Here is a 19,351-nt window from a genome sequence, read left to right on the forward strand (position 1 = left end):
CGTCGCCTCAATCTATACAAGTTTAGAAATTTTCCATTTTAAAATAGATGCTTTTTCGAGTTGATTGGCTTCTGAGCATGGATTTATGAGATAGAGCTTTCTCCTTTAAATAGAACAAGAGACGAAGAATGCACTGCTACGTATGCTTTTTCACCCTCTTTCCACTCCTCATCAGCTCTTACCCTGACGAGAACTTTCAATCCACCATCGAGTTCGAGCTCCACTAGCTTGTAGGAGCCAAGGTACTGAATCCTCTTGATTGTTCCTTTCAGCTGTCCTTCTGTTCTGCTTAGCTGAGCATCCTCAGGTCTAAAGCCAACAGAGTCTGCACCGTCTATGCCTAACAGATTTGCTGGAAGAAGGTTGCTATGACCGATAAAATTGAAGACAAACAAGTTCTTGGGCTTCCTGTATATCTCAAAGGGAGATCCGCTCTGAACAATTTTCCCATAGTTAAGCAGCATTATTCTATCGGCAAGCGCCATAGCCTCTTCCTGGTCATGTGTGACATGTATTACTGTCATCTCGAGCTCCTTTTGAAGTTCTTTTAGGAAGCCTCTAACCTCAATTCTAACTCTCGCATCAAGGTTGCTCAGAGGCTCGTCCAATAGCAATATCCGTGGCTCCTTTACGAGAGCTCTTGCTATGGCTACTCTCTGTTGCTGTCCTCCGGAGAGCTGTGATGGGTATTTCTCGAGCTCGCTGGCTATTCCAAGTATCTGAGCTACTTGCCTTATTCTTTTATCTATATCTGCTTTACTAAGCTTCTTTATTCTGAGAGGCACAGCAATGTTTTCATACGCTGTTAGATGGGGATAAAGTGCATAGTTCTGAAAGACAAGTCCTATGTTTCTCATATATGGAGGAAGATATGTTATATCCTCCTCATCGAGAAGAACTTTACCAGCATCAGGATACTCAAGGCCAGCTATAATTCTAAGAGTTGTCGTCTTTCCTGAACCGCTTGGTCCCAGCACTACATTGTAGCTCTTGTCGGCAAATACGTAGTCCTCTATCATGAGCTCGAACTTACCATACTTCTTCCTAATTCCTTTCAATCCAAGGGCCATATATTCAGACACCTCCTGAACCCCAGATCTTCTGCAGATTGTTCCTTCCAAAATAAAGTAGGAAAAGCGGAGGTATCGAGCTTATCACTCCCGCTGCTGCAACACCGCCATAGCTCATTGATACTGGACTCATGAGAAGCCCAATGAAGATAGAGAACGTTTGGGCTCCAGATAAGGATAGGGGATGGGAAAGATCAAGAGGAGAGTAGGTAAATGCTAGGGGGAATATCAGGGCTCCCCATGAATAAAGAAAAGCATAGATAGCGGCAACGCTCAATCCGCTTCTACTCAATGGAAGGACCATTCTAGCAAAAGTCCTCAGGGGATTAAGACCGTCAACCTGGGCAGCCTCCTCAAGTTGCTTTGGAAACTTGAGATAATAGTTGTAGAGAATCCATGTGGTTACAGGAATTGTCATTATAGGATATGTTAGGATAAGAGCCCACCATGTGTTTATGATTCCTAAATACTTCAGTATTGAGAACAGAGGAATTATGTAAATTAGTGTTGGAGTGGCATTCAGATAAAGAATGTAAATGAGCAGATTTCTTCCCCCTGCTTTGTGCAGGGCCATAGAATATGCCAATGGAGCAGAAAATCCTAGTGTTATAATTGTATTTATTGATGATACTGCTAAGGTCGTTATAATATATGGAAGGCCTTCGGTGAACATCAGCCTGAAGTTCGACATTGATAGAGTTTTTGGAAAAATCGTTGGAGGAATGCTGATCAGTTCAATGGGAGTCTTCAGAGAGACAACAATTACCCAATACATTGGCACTAGAAAGAAAATTAGGTAGAGAGCCATTACTATCTTGTGAACCCAAAGCGGTAGGTCAAAAGATGGAAGGAAAGATGGAGCGGGGAACTTGACAAATTTTCTCGAACCAAGTGCCTTTATGTATAGCACAGCCAGCGCAGTTGAGAGTATGCTCATTAATACAATGATAGCAGCTGCATATCCTGGAACGCCAGAGTAGAACTGATCGAAAGCATAGTAAGCTAAGTTATCAAGAATGCGGGGACCTGCCTGAGAGGTTCCTATATAAATGGGATCGAATGTGAAGAGGCCTGTTATTGTCATCAAGACGAATGCTGCTATTATCTGTGGCACAATGAGGGGCAAGTCAATCATAAATAGCTTTTTGGCTCCGCTTACTCCATCAACGCTAGCAGCTGCTTCTATTTCCTTTGGAATTGATGCGAGGCCTGAGTAAATAATGAGAGTTGCCATTGGGAGGCTTCTCCAGACGTTTACTAGAACAACTGTCCAGATGGACGAAGCCAGGTTCTCCTTTGTAAAATAGTATGCAAGTCCAAAAAAAGGATTTATCATTAGATACCACATGCTCGCAGCAGTTACCGGGGGTATGAAGGCAGGCAGCATTATGAGGAAGAGCCATTTGTTCCCTACTCTTTTAAGAGCGACAGCAAGTGGAATAGCTAGAAGAACGTCCAGAACAGGAGTGCTTATCATGTACAATATGGTGTTGAACGTTATTCTAGTAAGATATGGATCTTTCTGGAACCACAAATAATTATCAAGTCCAGAGTAGTGAAGGTTCCCAAGAACGTCCTGAGTATATAAGCTTAAAATGAAATTGCTAACTATGGGATAGATTGTAAATATAAGAAGATAGGCTATGGCAGGTATAGAGAGTAAAAAAATGTATTTGTTTATCCTTCTCATATTAAAGCCCCTCAGGAAGATACTTTCATTAGCTTTACCCACTGCTCGGCAATATAGTTCATTGCATACTCAGCTGTTATCTTACCTCTGAAGTAATCGGCTACTGTATTTATGAATATTGGCCTCAGGTCGGTGAAGAAGTTCGTTATATAGTTAACGAGAGCCATTCTCTTTAGATCAGGAATGCTCATTTCCTTCAGCAAAGGTATGAAGTTAGCAACCCAAGCAGTTTGATTTACCTTGGCTGCTTCCTCCATTCCGGAGAACGTTGCTGGGAGGAATCCATATAGCTGTGCACCCTTCCTATATTCTTCTGGAGTCATCATGAAGGCGATGAATTGTGCTGCTAGGTCTGGATCCTTTGAGTTCGGATTGATTCCTATGAAGGTTGGAGCCTGACCTGTTGCCACGCTGGGGAGAGGAGCAATGCCTATGTTCCCTGCAACTTTCGACATGGAGGCGTTATTGTAAATTGGTATAAAGCTTGTCCATGCAGCTACCATAGCATAGTCTCCTGTCAAGAAGAGATCTCTGAGCTGATCGTATTCCATCGCCTGCTGGTCTATTGGTGGCTCAAACTGTATCAGAGCCTTATGAGTTTCTAGAGCCTTTATTCCTGCTGTGCAGTTTATTGTAGGTACTATAGTTCCGTTAACGCTCTTGAATAATGCCCAATATCCATGAACTGGAATCCCCTGCGATGAGACTGCTGGAACAGCTGTGCATGAATCATTTAGAGCATACGTAAAAAATATTGCTACATATCCATTGAAAATCGACTGCGTCAATCCATCTGGAAAGAGAAGAGCATATTTTGTAATTCCTTTTGACTGGATAAATTGAGCAGCTGTTATCAGCTTATCCCATGTATCCCACTTCGTTGGATCGAATGGAAAGCCATACTTGCTCTCGAACTCATTCTTCAATGTTTGATTTTGGAAGATGCTCTTCTGATAGACTAGGGCATAACCGAAAACCTGTTGGAACGGCACTCCGGAAATCTTCACTATTCCTCCTTGGCTATCCAAAAGATATGTTGGAAGCAGAGTTGATGGTGGTATGTCGCTTAAATTGAAGACACCCTTTGTGAAGTATGGTCTTACATCGAGGAGATACGGACCAATCGTTGATGCCTGAGAGGGGTAGTATATTATGAGATCTGGTGAGGGATTTTGATTTCTGAGAGAAGTGAGTGCTGTGGTTACTAGCTGAGCGTATGGCACAGGCTGAACCTGTACGGTTACTTTCGGATATTTGGCCATAAAGTCATTTGCAACCATCTGAATGAATGGCAAGAGAGTTGGATCGCCGGATGGAACCAGAATGCTCAGTGAACCGGAAAGCGAGGATGTGGTTGTTTGTGTTGTTGTTGGAGAAGTTGTTGTAGTAGTTGTTGTGGGAGCTCCGCCTCCTCTTGTGGCGAGATAGGCTCCAACAGCTACCACTGCCAGTATAACTACAACTATTCCAATTAGGGCTGCTGATGATATTCCCCTCTTTCGAGACATATTATTCACCTGATATAAATTTTTCATTATCAAAGTGGTATAAATGACTTTTTAGAGATCATGTGAGGTTACTATTTAATTTTTTTCTTTTAAAATGAAAAATCATGCTGTTGGAGAAATTCCCGTTGCTACCGCCTTTGTGAGCCTCGAAAACAGCCATGTAGTAAATAGCGTTATAGCTATAAGTATTGTGGTTAGGGCTGCTCCATCTCCGAAAAATCCCTCCGAGAACATCATAAACGCTACAACTATGGCTGTCTCGACCTGTACAGACAGGATAGCACTAGCACTGAGCTCCTTCACAGAGCTGTTGAAAACGAACACCCAGGAGCTGAGAAGACCTCTCATCAAAATAGGTAAGACTATCCCTCTTAGGGTTTTGAAGAGGCTGACGCCGTGTATTCTGGAAGCCTCTTCCAGCGATTCATCCAGCTGCATTATGTTGGACTCAAGCGTCCTCGTAGCATATGGAAGGAATCTAATAATAAATGCGATTAGCAACATAACCCAAGTTCCGTATATGAGAGGATAAATTTTCCCGCTGGCAACTATAAGCCCCACACCAATCACCAGTCCGGGAATACTGAACGGCAGAAATATGACGTAATCTGCTATTTTCGATGATATACCCTTTTCTCTAACGATCATATAGGCTACCAGGAAACCGAATAAGGAAGCAAAAGTAGCTGCAAGGACGCTTACTAAAAAAGTTACAGAGAGAGCATTGAGCACTCTGCCCATGCTGAGAACTCTTTGAAAATGATATAGGCCTATGTTCTCGAGTGTGATTGGCAGGCCTATAGTTTTTATAAATGAGCCAAATGCCACTGATCCTATTGGAAGATAGACGAGAAGTAGGAGAATAGAGATGAGCAATATTCCTATCTTGCCTCCTTTTTTCTTCTCTAATCTTCCGGCCTTACCTGAAATTGCTACATATTTTTTTCCTTTCAGCACGAGGTAGTTGATAGCGAGAAGTGAAATTCCTATGGCAGAGAGAATTAGAGAGAGGGCCTCAGCAAGTTCGTATTCAATAGGAGCTACAGTCATGAAGGAATAAATCATTGTTGTGAGCACTGGATAGCCCACTGGTATTCCAAGGACTGCTGGTGCTCCGAACTCAGAAATGGAATATGCAAAGGAAAGAATAAAGCCTGAAAGAATGTGCGGCCTGATTAGAGGGAGCACGATCTTCGTTGCTACCGATCTTGAGGGTATGCCATGTATCTTTGCTGCTTCTTCGAGCTCTGGGTTGAGGTTCTTGAGGCCTGTGTATATGCTTAGCAGAGCCAGAGGGTAGTTGTGCAGAGCAAATATTACTATTAAGCTGAATGGCCCATATGGATATATGGGACTCTGCATTCCAAAAAGCTTTTCAAAGAATCCATTCTTTGTCCATATAAGGACCCAACCTATTGCCATAGCAAAGGATGGCATTATATAGGGGCCAGTCAGGAGAGAGAGAAGGAGTTCTTCTCTTCGATAGCTTCTTCTGGCTAGAATCCAGGCCAAAGCCAAGCCCAAAAGTGTTGATAATGCTGCAGAAATACCACATACGAAAATTGAGTTCATCAGTGGTATTTTCAAGTAATATGGCTTTGAAAAAAGCGATTCGATCTTGTAACTTTCAGTCACACTGAGGTAAGCTACATCCCAAACTATGAATGCTATAGGGGGTAATACTAGGAAAAAAATTAATGTTATAAGAATTGCTTTTGTTGTTGCCGGAATCATTTTTCGAGGCACCGATTTATTCGTTCATCCTCCGAATATAGATGTCCAGTTATCTCTCAGTCCAGCAACGTATGGCTGAAGATCATTTATTGTGACATTGAACGTTTTCATTTGACTCAATGGAGGAAGGCCAGGAGGTGTTGGTCCATCGATTCTGCTAGAATATGTATAAGCATTTGCCAAAGATATAGCGGCCTGTTTCGACAAAAGATATCTTAGAAGAAGGGTGGCATCTGATAGATGCTTGGTACCATTGATTATTCCGATGGGGCTTGGTATAATAATAGCACCATCATTTGGAATAGTATAGTTCAGGTTCGTGTATGTCTTCAGATACATTGTCAGAGTAATTCCAACAGGCCTTTCTCCAGTGGCTACTGATCTGGCAACGTCGGGGACGTCTTGAACCACGAGCGGATTGTTCTGTTTAAGCTGCTGGAAGTATCCCCAACCATACTTTGAGACCAGAGCTAGAACAGAGTACTGCCACGATCCTGAAACCATTGGATTAGCGATAACTAACTTGTCCTTCCATTGCGGCTGGAGCAGCTCCTGCCAAGACCTGGGGGGATTGCTGACAAGGGCTGGATTATACACTATGACCATTACCAGAAGTCTTCCCATAACGTAGTAGCCATTCGGATCTTTGTAAATGTTGGGAATGTACTGCATTTCGGGAACTGAGGGAATTTTTGCTATTAGTCCATTGTCCTGAAGGGTCTTGAAGTCAAAGTATCCAGCAAGATAGACAACGTCTGCCTTAATGCTTCCTGCTTTTTGTTCGGCCAAGATTTTCGCAACTACGCTACCAGATCCAGCTCTGTAATAGTCTAGCTTGGAAAAGTTGGAGAAATAAGTGTTCCAGTCCTTGATCCATCCGTCCATGATTTCCTGTGGAATTGATGTATATAGCATCACGCTTCCTGTTAGATCTGTGGGAATCTCTATTGTTTCTCCTGTTGACATAGTCACATGAGCTAAAGCTGGTCCTCCACCAGCTTCTCTTTCATATAGATAATATCCTAAAACAGCTGCCACGATAACTACAGCAATGGCTATACCTAAGACTGCTTTGGATACCATGATCCCACTCCGAAAAATATTTTAAAAATTTTTTCAACAAGATTGCAAATAAATCTTTAGTTGAGTGGAAATGCCTGAGCTTTTTCTGGACGGGATCAGTAAGCAGTATGGAAAAGTAGTTGCTGTGAAAGATGTAACCCTGAAAGTAGAGGATGGGAAGATAGTGAGCTTGTTGGGTCCAAGCGGCTGCGGAAAGACGACAACCCTTAGAATCATTGCTGGGCTTACCTTGCCGGATAAGGGAAAAATTCTGCTTGGGGGAAGGGACATAACTTTCTTTCCACCAGAAAAAAGAGGCATGGGAATGGTATTTCAGAACTATGCAGTATGGCCCCACATGACTGTATTTGATAACGTAGCCTTTCCATTGAAAAGCAAGGGTTTAAGCAAGGGAGAGATAGCATCGAGAGTAAAGGAAGCTCTCGAGCTCGTTAGAATGTACGAGCTGAGAAACAGGTATCCTCACCAGCTTTCTGGTGGACAGCAGCAGAGGGTTGCTCTAGCAAGAGCGCTGGCAGTATATCCAGAGGTGCTATTGCTCGATGAGCCCCTGAGCAACCTTGATGCCAGGTTGAGAGAGGAAATGAGATTTGAGATAAGGGAGCTACAGAGGAGGCTTAAGCTTACTGCTGTATATGTAACGCATGACCAGCTTGAGGCATTCACAATTTCTGATAAAATAGCTGTAATGAACGAGGGGAAGATTCTTCAGATTTCTGAGCCCAGGGAGCTCTACAATAACCCAGCAAACGATTTCGTAGCCACATTTCTCGGTAAGCTGAATGCGATGAGAGGAGAGGTCACATCGGTTCTCGAGAACTGCTTCGCTCTGATAAGAACACCTATAGGAATTCTGAGGGCAAGAATGACTAAGTGTGGAGAGGGCTTGAAGGGATCGAGAGTTTTAGTTGGGATAAGACCGCTCAGTTTGAAGATAGTCAAGAGAGAAGTCAACAAGGATGAGTGGAATTATGTTAGAGGAACTGTTGTTTCTTCAGTGTTCCTCGGAGATCTGTTCGAATACAAGGTCAAGGTTTCCGAGGAAGCTGTTCTTATAGTACAGTCCACAGAGGAAGCGAATGAGGGGGAAGAAATAGGACTTCTTCTTGATCCTGAAAGGCTTCTTGTTGTACCAATATACTCGGAGATTGCATAGATTTTCCATAGAAAAGTTATGGGCTCTAACACGCAAATAAAGTTTATCTTGGACCTTGCAGTAATTTGCAAGAGAAAACAACTCTATAACAAACAGACTGAATATATTCATGAAACATTTTAGCGATTATTTTAAAAACTTAAGGTGTAGCATTTAATTTGTTATGATGACAAAATGATATGAAGATTTCGGTTTTGCCGGCAAAGCAATAGCAGAATTTCCATAGGTGCCAGAACGCATGTTACCTCCAGTGATACCTCAGTTCATTGAGGTTGATGATATCGTAAAGTTCAGCATGTTCTTGACATATATCAAATATGGGCTTTATTTTATTTGGATAGTTCCACTTTATAGAGGAATAGTAACATTCAAGTCATGGAAAACCCATTATCAGAGCCTTGTGAAGATTCCCGCGAGAACTGAGGCTATACCCATTCTTCGCTATCCAACTGTAGCTGTTGTTATACCAGCTAGAAATGCATCCAAGTTCATAAGAAGCTCGATCCTTTCCGTTCTCAACCAAAGTGTTTTACCTAGAACTATATATGTTCTGAATGATGCATCCAAGGACAATACCTTAGAAGTTGTTCAAAATTTAATAGGAGAGCTATCGGGAGAGCTTATTGAAGTGAGAGCTGAAAAAGGGAGAACGCTTCTGAAGTATCGCGTTCACCTGAGAACAGGGAAGGAAATATATATAGCTATCATGTCATTCGCCTCCCATTCGGGAAAGCCAAAAATGATAAATTCTGTGCTAGGAGAAGTAGCAAAGGAACATGACTACATGCTAGTGTTAGATTCTGATACTATAGTGGAGAAAAAATATATTGAAAAATTAATGCATTTCATGAATAAGGACGAGAGTGTTGTTGGGGCAAATGGCACGGTACTACTATGGAAACCGGAGGGAAGCGGAAAAGCATCATGGTTCTTCGCAAGAGCCTTTAGGAATATCGCCTCCCTCTATTATCTTCTCACAGTAAGATTCTCGGAAAGTGTTTTTAAGAGTGTTAACAGCCTAAATGGTAGCTGTGCTCTATATAAAGTAAAACCACTTATAGAAGTTGGAGGAATACCAGAGGATACTTATGTAGAGGATACTTCAATAAGTTGGGAGCTTCAGCTTAGAGGATATAATGTTCTATACATACCTGGAGCTTATTCCTACACGGTTGATCCATCCTCTCCAAGAAGATTTTTCTCTAAGGTCTTCAGAATAACCTTGGGTATACAGAAGCTTTTCATTACAAGAGCAAAGAAGCTTGTTAGGAAAAGGAGGAGAAATCTTGTACTTACTTCTCTCTATACAAGCCTAGGCAGTCTTCCTTTCATTTTTGTCATTGCCAACACCATAATTTCAGCTATTCTTGCAGAGTTTGGAATCTATGGTGGCGGTCTATCTCAGTATATTTTCGGATCTCTCCAGTTCACTCCCATATCAATCGTACTAGCATTCATCTATAAGTACCCTCTCAGCTACTTGCTACTGAGCTATCTGATAGGCATACTTGAATCCTTTGCGATCTATAAGTTCCTAGAAAGGCTGTACAGAGAGGAGCCAAGCATAAGAGTATCCTTGAAGTCAGCAGGAAAAACAATAGTACTCGTGCCTCTAATACTGTGGGTGCAGGCATTCATAGCTCTAATTTCTCTCCCAATCTCAATATATCATGTCATTGCGAATAAGAAAATCAGCAGGTGGTAGACCCTTGATTGGCAGAAATTTGAGATATGCTGCCATATTAGTAACTATACTGGTGATTTTCCTCTCAATTGCAACTTTTACGGAGGTTTTCAGCGAAAAAGAACCAATAAGGTACGTGGGCCCCACTAAGTTCTATGCAAATTATTCATCTGCCTGCATTTTCCGTGTTGATGATTTTGTAGCGGATCCTTCAGAAATTTATAATATAACCTTTCATATTGGTTCTAAGAATATTACGCTTCACAACTACCAGATGGATCTGATAAATTACTTGCTCACATCACATCCAGAAGCTAGGCTAGTATTTGGTGTAATAACTGGTGATCTTTCTGGCGAAAACAACAGTGAGCTGTGGTCCCTCTATTCTGTGCTGGTTAAGGAATATGGGTGGGAAGCTGCCTCTCATACACGATATCACTTATTGCCTCCAAGGAGCACGAATGATATCCTCGGTTCGATAAGAGATATAGAGGGGAACATAACTGGCTATAAGGTTCTCACATATATCCCTCCATATGGAAAAACCGATAAGAAAGAGCTGGGGCTTCTCAAAGAAGCTGGAGTAAAAATAATCATGAGCGATAAGCCTTTCCAGTTCAGAGAGCCAGCAGAATGGAGTAACCTTCATATAACGCTAAAAATCTCTCCTTCAATTCCTTGGGTAGAGCCGCTGAAAATATTGCACTCCATTGAAAACAGAATTGGAGGAATAATGGTTATATATACACATGCAACCAGCTTCGACTGGAAGAACAGCAGACAATTGGAAGATGCTTTTAATACAGCTCTCTCTGTAGTTGAGGATGGAAGAACTTGGATAACGGTACCTTCAGAGCTCTACAAGTACTACGTTGAAAGAAATAATGTTCAGGTCTACTTGATAAATGGAAACCAATTCAAAATAGAGCTCAGAAAGGCCATCGATTTTCAGCCCATTCCCATAACCTTCAAATTCATTGTAGATAGAGAAGTTAAAGCTGTTTATTTCAACAACTCAGCTATACCTGAACTTGATTCCTTCGGATATATACCAAAAGTAGGATATAAGCAAATTGGAAACACGCTATTAGTATCTGTTTTACCCAATGGAACCCTGGAAGTTCTTTTCAGCGGGGGCAGCTAATGCAACAGGATTTCTACTTTGATTATTGCATAGTTGGCCTTGGAAACATAGGAATTCTGATTTCATATTTTCTCAGAGAAAGGAAATATGCTGTTATTTCGAGGAGAAGCAAAGGAACTCACATGAAGGTTGTTCTCAAGAGGGGGGGAGAAAAAATATGGTCCGAAAATGTCAATACTTTTCCACCAGATTCTAAAATAAAATGCGACATCCTTATACTCTCCCTCAAGGCTTATGACATACCATGGGCTTTGTCCTATTTGAAAGATAAGGGAAAAAGGGTTGCGATATTTTCCAATGGCCTTGGATTGTTGGAGATGGCATCCACAAGTTTTGGTATCAACAATTCTGTGGCTACTTCCATCACCTATGGACTAACAAGCTGCGGCGAGAACTGTAGCGAAATTAGGGGAGATGGTGAAATCAGAATAGGGGGAATGGGTTCATCTGAAGCCCTGAAAATGGCAGAGCAGATAGCAGAAGAAATAAGAAGGGGCGGAGGCAAAGCGCATGCTGAGATGAACATCTTACCACATCTATGGCTCAAGGGAATTGTGAACTCCGCAATAAACCCAGTCACAGCCATTCTAAGAAAACCCAATGGATTTGTTGTAGAGAATGAATATGCTCAAGAAATAGTAGAAAAGGTTGCAGAGGAGGGAAAGGAAATTGCTGAAAAGCTTGGAATAAGCCTTGAAAGAGATCCTCTGGAAGCAATAATCGATGTAGCTTCAAGGACCAAATCCAATTACAGCAGCATGCTTCAGGACATTTTGAATGGAAGAAGGACCGAAATAGATTTCATAAATGGATATATAGTAAGGGAAGGTATACGATTGGGCATCAAAGTGGATGTCAATCTTTCTCTATATCTCCTCGTTAAGGCTCTTGAAAATAGAATGGGAAGTGGATAAAAATGCACGGCTGTGTTTTAAGTTTTTAATAAGAAAAATCTAAATAATAGATATAATACTTTACATGACATTTATTTTTGAGATGTTTTCTATCGAATTCGGAGGAGCACAGAAATGAGCGAAAGAATGACAGTGAGGAAATTTTTGAAGAAGAAAGAACTCAAGGAGAAAATAGTCATGATAACAGCCTACGATGCACCATTTGCTAGAGCAGCAGACGAAGCAGGTGTGGACTCGATACTTGTAGGAGATTCGATGGCAATGGTTGTTCTTGGTATGGAGAACACGCTAGGTATTACGCTAGAAGAGATGATTGAGCACACAAGAGCAGTTTCTCGTGTCAGGCCCAGAGCATTAATAGTCGGAGATATGCCCTTCATGAGCTATGAGACTGGACCTGCTAGGGCTATGGAAAGTGCATCGCTTTTTGTGAAGGCTGGAGCTGATGCCGTTAAGCTTGAGGGGGGCGAGGAAGTTTCTGAGCAAATAAGGGCTTTGGTTAAAGCCGGCATCCCAGTCATGGCTCACATAGGCCTCACTCCTCAGCGCTTTCTCAAGTTAGGAGGATATAGGATTATAGGGAAAAGAAGCGAGGAGGAGGAGCAACTTTATAGGGATGCTGAAGCTATTCAGGAGGCAGGTGCCTTTTCTGTTGTGCTCGAGTACGTAGTTTCTGAGATAGCGAGGAAAATTACAGAAAAGCTAAGTATTCCAACTATTTGCATCGGTGCTGGTCCCTACTGCGACGGCCAGGTTCTTGTGCTACACGATGTTCTGGGTCTATCTCTACATTCCCCACCATTCGCTAAGAGATATGCTGATCTATATTCAATAGCCCGCGATGCTATCTCTAAGTATGCGAGAGAAGTAAGAAATGGAGAATTCCCGTCACAGGAATTTTACAAATAAATTGGGGGAAAGATGTGCAATGAAGAGTTTTATAGACGAGCTCTATGACTACTTGATAAAAATTGCGGAAGGGCAGAGAATTGAAAAGGCTGTAATAGGAGCGGGCTATACTTTTGTTGAGCTCAACGATGGAGGCGCAGGGGTTTCTTACAGCAATAGAGATGGGGGTATTAAAGAGGGTTTGCCGGGAAACTTGGAAGGCATGCGAGTTGAGGATGCTATCTCCTATTTGCTTTCAGGAAGAGGTCTGGATGTTAGTTTTGGTTTAGCATCGGCCAATGCTCTGGTAAACCGGATAAGAAAAGAGATGATTGAGAGAGACGCTCTTGTAGAGGAAGAGCTCAGTCCCAATGATGTAGTAGTTCTGATAGGTTATTTTCCGTCATACATAAGGAGGCTAAAAGGAAAAGTGAAGGAAATATATGTGCTCGAAATAATGGAAGTTGCTTCCAGAGAAGCTGAAGTTTATCCGTGGTGGGCCTATTCAAGGCTGTTCCCAAAAGCAACAAGGCTATTCATAACGGGTACCACAATCTCGAACCACACAATAAACTACATCCTTCCTTCCTCTATGAATGTAGAGCACAAAGTTCTACTAGGTCCATCAACTCCCATGATAGAATGGCCATTTGCTAAATATGGAGTTGAGGGGCTGTGTGGAAGCATAGTAACGGATAACAAGCTTTGCTTCAAAATAGCATCGCAGGGAGGTGGTGCTAGGGAGATGTTTGATAGGGGATGCCTGAAGAAAGTTTATCTTCCAATAAGGAAGAGCCAGTCCAATCCCACTTAAGCATTTTCGGGAATTGAAATGTTTCAAAGGTATTTGGAATCTTTTTCTCCTAGTTTATCGACCTCGCTTATAAGTTCTTCGAAAATTGCAGCTAGCTCCGGTCTGTACTTCTTTCTCTGAACGAGAAAGCTCTTTATTAGAGGAATATATTCTAGTGCGGAAGGAAGAACAGGACCATAGCTCTTCACTATTTCATTGAAAGCCTCCAATGCTAGCTCTCTATCACGCTCTCTATGGTATATTGAAATCATTGAGGTAGAAGCCAAATCAACCAAATCCCTTACTATGCCTTGACTATCTATTATGATGCCTGCTTCCTCGAAATCCAAACCATATATTTTTCCTTTATTAAGAATGAAGTTCCTCGGGTTGCAGTCTCCTTTCTCGATGCCTATTGAGTGTAGCCTTCTCAACCATCCTACAACCAAATGTACAGCACTGAAAAACTCCTTGATGCTAAGATCAGAGAACGGAGTTCCTTCGATGTATTCGAGAAATATCTCCTTTTTCTCAATTCTCGTAGATATGACCTTGGGAACTTCGATTCTGTCGCGCAGAAAGTTGAGGATGATCAATTCTCTGAAAAGGCTTTTCTCGTTATTGAAGATCTTTCTCACAACTGGCTTGTCTTCAGTCTCGAGAAATACAAGATTTTTTCTACTGAACAGCCTCATTAACTTGCCCCCTGAAGAAAATCTGCATGGAAGAGAATTAAGCAATTTGTATTTTTTAATTTTTCAATTCACTTGGGAAAATGCATGAAATCAAGGTGAGCAGGCAACGCAACGATTAATAATTTTTTAAAATTATCTATTGATATGAAAGAGGGCTTTTTAGTAAATATTCAATCCCTTTGAGCTGTTTATGGTATTCCTTGTTTGTTCAAATCAATCCCCTTTTTTAAATAAAATACTTAAAACTTAAAAAAGGAAACTAAAAAATCCAATGCCTTAAAGAGGATTTAAAAAATGATGGGAAAGAAAATTACATCAGAGAGAGTGTTTTTCAAGTTTGACCCAGATATTTCTCCAATTGCTAAAGTCCATCCCAACGAAAGCATTATTATAGAGACGAGAGACTGCTTCTCCAATCAAATTAAGGACGAATCGCAGCAAATATCTTCTATAGATTTTTCCCAAGTAAATCCAGCCACAGGACCTATTTTCATCGAAGGTGCGAAAAAAGGAGACGCGCTGGCTGTTCATGTCAGGAAGATAAAAACAAGCGACTCAGGTCTCGTGGTCGCTATACCTGGAGAGGGTTTTCTTGGGGAAGATGTTAAGGAATCGAGGAACAGAAAGTGCAGGGTTCTGGGAAATTGGGTGGAGATCAGTGGAGTTAAAGTCCCGTATAGACCAATGATAGGAGTAATAGGTGTAGCTTCAAGCGAGAGAAACCCAACAGGAGTTCCGGGAAGGAATGGTGGAAATCTCGATACAAGGCAAATAACGGAGGGTGCTACAGTCTACCTTCCAGTAGAATTTGAAGGTGCTTTATTTGGAATAGGAGATCTCCATGCTGCTATGGGAGATGGAGAAATATGTGTTTCTGGATGCGAGGTCAGGGGAGAGGTGGAGCTTGAGTTCGGCATAATCGAAAATCTTGCTCCACCATGGCCCATAGTAGAGTACGGCGATTCTTTGTATATAGTAGTTTCAGCTGGATCCGTCGAGGATTCTCTAAAAGAAGCGTCAAGAATAGTGGTATCTGCTCTATCAAATGCTTTCTCAATTGACTGGATTGATGCATACCTTCTTTCAAGTTTGGTTGTGGACATGCAGATAAGCCAGCTAGTTGATCCGAAGAAAACAGTGAGAGCTCGAATTCCCACTTCTGTTATCAGTGCTAGACTTCTTCTTGAAGCGCTTAGGAGGCGGTAAAAATGGAGGGCGTAAAGGAAAAAGAACAGCTGAAAAGAGTTCTGAAGATGAGAGATCTAATAGCTTTCGCTATAATGACCATGGTTCCCATTGCCCCGATGGGAATTTATGGTGTGGTCGCTGTATTGAGCAATGGACAGGTTCCTCTTACATATGCAATAGGAGCAATTGCAATGTTCTTCACAGCATGGGGATATGGACAATTTGCCCTGAGATTCCCTGAAGCTGGCTCGGTCTATGCGTATGTGCGTGAAACGCTTGGACACAATGTTGGATTTATAGCAGGCTGGGTTATATTGCTTGATTATATTCTGATTCCGGCGCTAGTTATACTCGTTTCAGCACTTTGGCTGGAAGCTCTAACAGGGATCAGCTTGATTGTTTGGGCAACAATTTTCATAGCAGCAGCAACAATCCTCAACGTACTTGGTGTAGAGCTAACAGCGAGAGCTTCGATGGCTCTCTTTTTATTCGAGGACTTTGTGCTAGTAGCTTTCGTTGCTGCTGCTCTATATAGGGTAGCTACTGATCCTTCCCTTAGCTTCAATTTGCTGCCATTTTACAATCCGGCAGAGTTCTCGTGGGGAGCCGTGCTCTCGGGAACTTCGGTTGCTGTGCTAAGTTTCTTGGGATTTGATATAATGACAACATTGGCCGAGGAGACCATAGAAGCAAGAAAAGTAGTTAGCAGGGCTGTTATCCTAGTAATTCCCATAATTGCTTCCATGTTCATTCTCCAAACATATTTGGCTGCTTTAATTCATCCTGGATACTCCTTTGAGTCTCCCGACGTTGCTTTTTACTACATAGCTGAAGAGGCAGGAGGTAGGGGTCTTCAGCTTCTAACCCTCTTGGGAACAGTTCTGGCTTGGGGAGTTGGAGATACTCTGGCAGCTCAAGCAGGAATATCTAGAGTGCTGTTCTCTATGGGAAGACAAGGACATCTTCCAAAGATATTTTCAAAGGTCCATCCGAAGTACAAGACACCCTACTTCTCAACAATATTCGTGGCATTAATTACAGCCCCTCTAGTCTATTTGCTCACATTGAAGGATCTTTCTTCTGTTGTAAACTTTGGAGCGCTAACTGCGTTCGCAATAATGCACATTGCTCTTGCATATAGATTCATTAAGCTTGAGAAAAGAACAGTGCTCGCAGTAATGCCATTCATAGGATTTGTGATCACGGCAGCCATTTGGTATGGCTTAGATGTTTATGCGAAGGAGCTTGGTATTGTTTGGCTCATCCTTGGAATAGCTTACCTGGCATATATCACAAGGGGGTTCAAAGTTAGAACAGTAATTCCTGTTGAGTAATTTTCTGCCATTTTTGAAAATGGCAATAAAGACCAAAGCTTTTTTCTTTGTGTTGGAACTTTCTCATTTACTGTTGGGTGGTTATTATGAAAAAGGGCACAGTTTCAATTCATGGGCATGAGTACTATGATGAAGGATATGGTATCAGGATGCCTCCTGTGTATTTGACGTCGCTTTTCGAGCAGCCAAACAGGAAGACGGGAGAAACAAAAATAATAGATGGGGTAAGGGAGCTCAAGTATTCGAGAGAAGAAAATCCTACTACGAGGTCTCTGGAAAAAGCCATTGCCAAACTGGAAGAAGGAGAAGATGCTTTGGCCTTCAACAGTGGAATGGGGGCTATATCAAGCGTACTCCTTTCTAGGCTGAGTTCTGAATCAAAAGTTGTAATACCAATGGAGGCTTATTCAGGTACGATTGCATTGTTGGTCAATCTCTCAAAAAAAATTGGATTCAAGCTTGAAAAGGTTTGGCCTTCAACAGAAAAGATCATTGAAGCTATTGAGAAAGATGCAGATTTAGCGATAGTGGAGACGATAACTAATCCAACTCTGAGAGTTGTGGATATTGGCGAGATAGCCAAGGTAAGTGCCGAGAAAGGAACTTTCTTGATTGTCGACAACACTTTTGCTTCTCCCATATTGTATACTCCATTATTGCATGGAGCTTCCTTAGTTATAGAGAGCACAACTAAGTATATCAGCGGTCACAACGATGTTGTGGGTGGAGTAATTGCTGGTAAAAGGGAAGATGTTTTATTTCTATGGGAGTGGAGAAAGCTCCTTGGTACAATAATGCAGCCATTCGAGGCTTTTCTGGTTCTCAGGGGCATGAAAAGTTTTGCAGTTAGGATGGAGGCACACTCCAGGAATGCTCTCGCGGTTGCTGAGTTCCTATCGGAACATCCAAGAGTCTCTGAGGTTTACTATCCTGGATTAGAGAGCAATCCTTATAGAGAAATTGCCTCTAGACTGTTTAGGAAAAAAATGTATGGGGGAGTTGTTTCCTTCAAAGTTAAAGGAGGAAGAGATTTTGCTCTCTCTGTGCTGAGAAAGCTGAAAATAATAATTCCCTCTCCTAGCTTTGGAGGACCTGAAAGTCTGTTAACCTATCCCATAATTTCCGCTTCAAAATATATCCAGGAGGAGGATCGGAGGGCGTTGGGAATAACGGAGGATTTGCTTAGACTCTCAGTTGGACTGGAAGATGTAGATGATATTATCGAGGACCTTGATCAAGCTCTCTCATGATAAATAAGGATTAAGTATTTACCCAATGCCTAGCTCTTTTTTCCAAAGGTAGCCAGCAGATCCCTCGAAAGTTGCTTAAGCGCAGCATACACAGTAGTTTTCCTCAATAAATCGGGATTTCCATAGGCATTCTCTATTCTATCATCTCTCTCTATCCTGAAGATCTTTCCAATGTTTTCCTTCTGATATGCATCCAGAATCTCAGAATAAAGTTTTGGAGAACCAGCACCCTCATTCAGAATTAAGGCTATGGGCAAAATCCCTATTTCCGAGAACATTCGTATAAGGTTGATTGTCGGATGTATCGAGAGCTTGCTCGATGAAGATATCACGAGGGGGTAAAGCTTTTCTTTCATGAATCTCAGCACATTCAAAGTGATATCGGAGAGACCTGGGGGCATATCTATGACTAAGAAGTCCAACTTCCCCCAAATGGTTATGGAGAGTATTTCCTTAAATGCCTCATTGAGCTCTTTTCCCCTTAAGGGAGTTGGATTATTCTTTGTGAAAAAGGCAAGTGTCATTAGCTTTATGCCTTCTACTTCCACAGGCAAAATTCCCTTATCTTCTCTGGGCATAGCCACATTCAAGTCTAATCCAAGTACCAAATGCGTGCTTGGATTAGTGAAGTCGAGATCAAGCAGTCCAACTGATGCTCCTGAATCAGCAAGAGAAAGGGCTAACAGAGAAGAGATTGTTGTCTTTCCTACTCCTCCCTTGTAGCTAACGGCTGGGAGTATAACGGAGATCTCTTTCAGTCTGATGGGGATTGTGTTATCTCTGGGATCTTCATTCCTCATCATAGCTGATCTCCTCTATGTATATCCCTCTTCCTTTCAGCACTTCATAATCTCTTGATCCGCATCTAGGACATTTGATGAATGAATGAATTGCTTCAGGTATGAAGTGGATCATCTCTGATGCCTCAGCCCCAAGCTCTTCTGGGAGAAGCTTCCAAGAATATCCACATGCTCTGCACTTCAGCTCTACCTCAATTGTCCTATATTCGATCTTTGCTACCTTAACATTATATTGATTCAGAAGCTCCCTCAATGCGAAGTCCAAAATATCTAAGTCAATGGATTGGAGAATGCCTACGCCTATGACTATTTTATTGAAAGCTCTGCCCCCGTGCTTTTCTGATAGATATGTAGCTATCGATTCCGCCAATGCCCATTCGTGAACCAATCTGGAGCACCACGCATTTTCTCTTTTTTTAA

Annotated in this window: 17 protein-coding genes; 9 read left to right on the plus strand and 8 right to left on the minus strand. The window is 41.9% G+C overall.

What is annotated here, in order from left to right; genetic code table 11:
• Positions 1-83: 83 nt before the first annotated feature.
• From QXR92_03835 to QXR92_03855, 5 genes are all read right to left on the minus strand, one after another.
• A complete protein-coding gene (locus QXR92_03835; GenBank protein MEM0319134.1) occupies positions 84-1,082 on the minus strand; it encodes an ABC transporter ATP-binding protein in 999 nt (332 codons plus the stop codon).
• Positions 1,075-2,760 carry an ABC transporter permease subunit gene (locus tag QXR92_03840; GenBank protein MEM0319135.1) on the minus strand — a complete coding sequence of 562 codons (1,686 nt, stop codon included), beginning with the start codon at positions 2,758-2,760 and terminating at the stop codon, positions 1,075-1,077. Before QXR92_03840 ends, QXR92_03835 begins: the two co-directional genes overlap by 8 nt.
• An 11-nt stretch (positions 2,761-2,771) precedes the next feature.
• The gene (locus QXR92_03845; protein MEM0319136.1) at positions 2,772-4,268 is read right to left on the minus strand and encodes an extracellular solute-binding protein; all 1,497 of its coding nucleotides are present in this window, start codon (positions 4,266-4,268) and stop codon (positions 2,772-2,774) included.
• A 102-nt stretch (positions 4,269-4,370) separates the two neighbouring features.
• The gene (locus tag QXR92_03850) at positions 4,371-6,002 is read right to left on the minus strand and encodes an iron ABC transporter permease (protein ID MEM0319137.1); all 1,632 of its coding nucleotides are present in this window, start codon (positions 6,000-6,002) and stop codon (positions 4,371-4,373) included.
• A gap of 24 nt (positions 6,003-6,026) precedes the next feature.
• Positions 6,027-7,085, minus strand: a complete 1,059-nt coding sequence (locus QXR92_03855; protein ID MEM0319138.1) for an extracellular solute-binding protein — start codon at positions 7,083-7,085, stop codon at positions 6,027-6,029.
• A 70-nt stretch (positions 7,086-7,155) separates the two neighbouring features.
• Between QXR92_03855 and QXR92_03860 the strand changes: the two genes are divergently transcribed.
• The 6 genes from QXR92_03860 (at position 7,156) to QXR92_03885 (ending at position 13,685) form a co-directional block, all read left to right on the plus strand.
• Positions 7,156-8,241: an ABC transporter ATP-binding protein gene (locus QXR92_03860; GenBank protein MEM0319139.1), complete on the plus strand. Its 1,086-nt coding sequence runs from the start codon at positions 7,156-7,158 to the stop codon at positions 8,239-8,241.
• A gap of 238 nt (positions 8,242-8,479) precedes the next feature.
• Entirely contained in the window at positions 8,480-9,946 is a 1,467-nt protein-coding gene (locus QXR92_03865; GenBank protein MEM0319140.1) for a glycosyltransferase family 2 protein, read from the plus strand.
• Between the two features lie 4 nt (positions 9,947-9,950).
• Complete coding sequence (locus QXR92_03870) at positions 9,951-11,069, plus strand: hypothetical protein (protein MEM0319141.1); 1,119 nt, start codon at positions 9,951-9,953, stop codon at positions 11,067-11,069.
• Complete coding sequence (locus tag QXR92_03875) at positions 11,069-11,983, plus strand: 2-dehydropantoate 2-reductase (protein MEM0319142.1); 915 nt, start codon at positions 11,069-11,071, stop codon at positions 11,981-11,983. Before QXR92_03870 ends, QXR92_03875 begins: the two co-directional genes overlap by 1 nt.
• A gap of 114 nt (positions 11,984-12,097) precedes the next feature.
• Positions 12,098-12,892 carry a 3-methyl-2-oxobutanoate hydroxymethyltransferase gene (panB, locus tag QXR92_03880; protein ID MEM0319143.1) on the plus strand — a complete coding sequence of 265 codons (795 nt, stop codon included), beginning with the start codon at positions 12,098-12,100 and terminating at the stop codon, positions 12,890-12,892.
• 19 nt (positions 12,893-12,911) lie between these two features.
• Positions 12,912-13,685 (plus strand): DUF364 domain-containing protein, encoded by a 774-nt coding sequence (locus QXR92_03885; protein MEM0319144.1) that lies wholly within the window; start codon positions 12,912-12,914, stop codon positions 13,683-13,685.
• Between the two features lie 23 nt (positions 13,686-13,708).
• Here QXR92_03885 and QXR92_03890 read toward each other — a convergent pair whose 3' ends face one another.
• Complete coding sequence (locus QXR92_03890; protein ID MEM0319145.1) at positions 13,709-14,359, minus strand: hypothetical protein; 651 nt, start codon at positions 14,357-14,359, stop codon at positions 13,709-13,711.
• A gap of 294 nt (positions 14,360-14,653) precedes the next feature.
• Between QXR92_03890 and QXR92_03895 the strand changes: the two genes are divergently transcribed.
• The 3 genes from QXR92_03895 (at position 14,654) to QXR92_03905 (ending at position 18,131) form a co-directional block, all read left to right on the plus strand.
• Entirely contained in the window at positions 14,654-15,565 is a 912-nt protein-coding gene (locus QXR92_03895; protein MEM0319146.1) for an acetamidase/formamidase family protein, read from the plus strand.
• Positions 15,566-15,567: 2 nt separating this feature from the next.
• Entirely contained in the window at positions 15,568-16,881 is a 1,314-nt protein-coding gene (locus QXR92_03900; protein ID MEM0319147.1) for an APC family permease, read from the plus strand.
• Between the two features lie 86 nt (positions 16,882-16,967).
• The gene (locus QXR92_03905) at positions 16,968-18,131 is read left to right on the plus strand and encodes a cystathionine gamma-synthase family protein (protein MEM0319148.1); all 1,164 of its coding nucleotides are present in this window, start codon (positions 16,968-16,970) and stop codon (positions 18,129-18,131) included.
• 29 nt (positions 18,132-18,160) lie between these two features.
• Here the strand turns inward: QXR92_03905 and QXR92_03910 are convergent, their stop codons facing one another.
• Positions 18,161-18,934 carry a P-loop NTPase gene (locus QXR92_03910; protein MEM0319149.1) on the minus strand — a complete coding sequence of 258 codons (774 nt, stop codon included), beginning with the start codon at positions 18,932-18,934 and terminating at the stop codon, positions 18,161-18,163.
• Positions 18,921-19,319 (minus strand): hydrogenase nickel incorporation protein HypA, encoded by a 399-nt coding sequence (gene hypA / locus QXR92_03915; protein ID MEM0319150.1) that lies wholly within the window; start codon positions 19,317-19,319, stop codon positions 18,921-18,923. The genes QXR92_03910 and hypA overlap by 14 nt, the downstream gene beginning before the upstream one ends.
• Between the last annotated feature and the right edge of the window lie 32 nt (positions 19,320-19,351).

It is taken from the genome of Fervidicoccaceae archaeon (assembly GCA_038734945.1).
Classification (GTDB): Archaea; Thermoproteota; Thermoprotei_A; order Sulfolobales; family Fervidicoccaceae; genus ARK-14.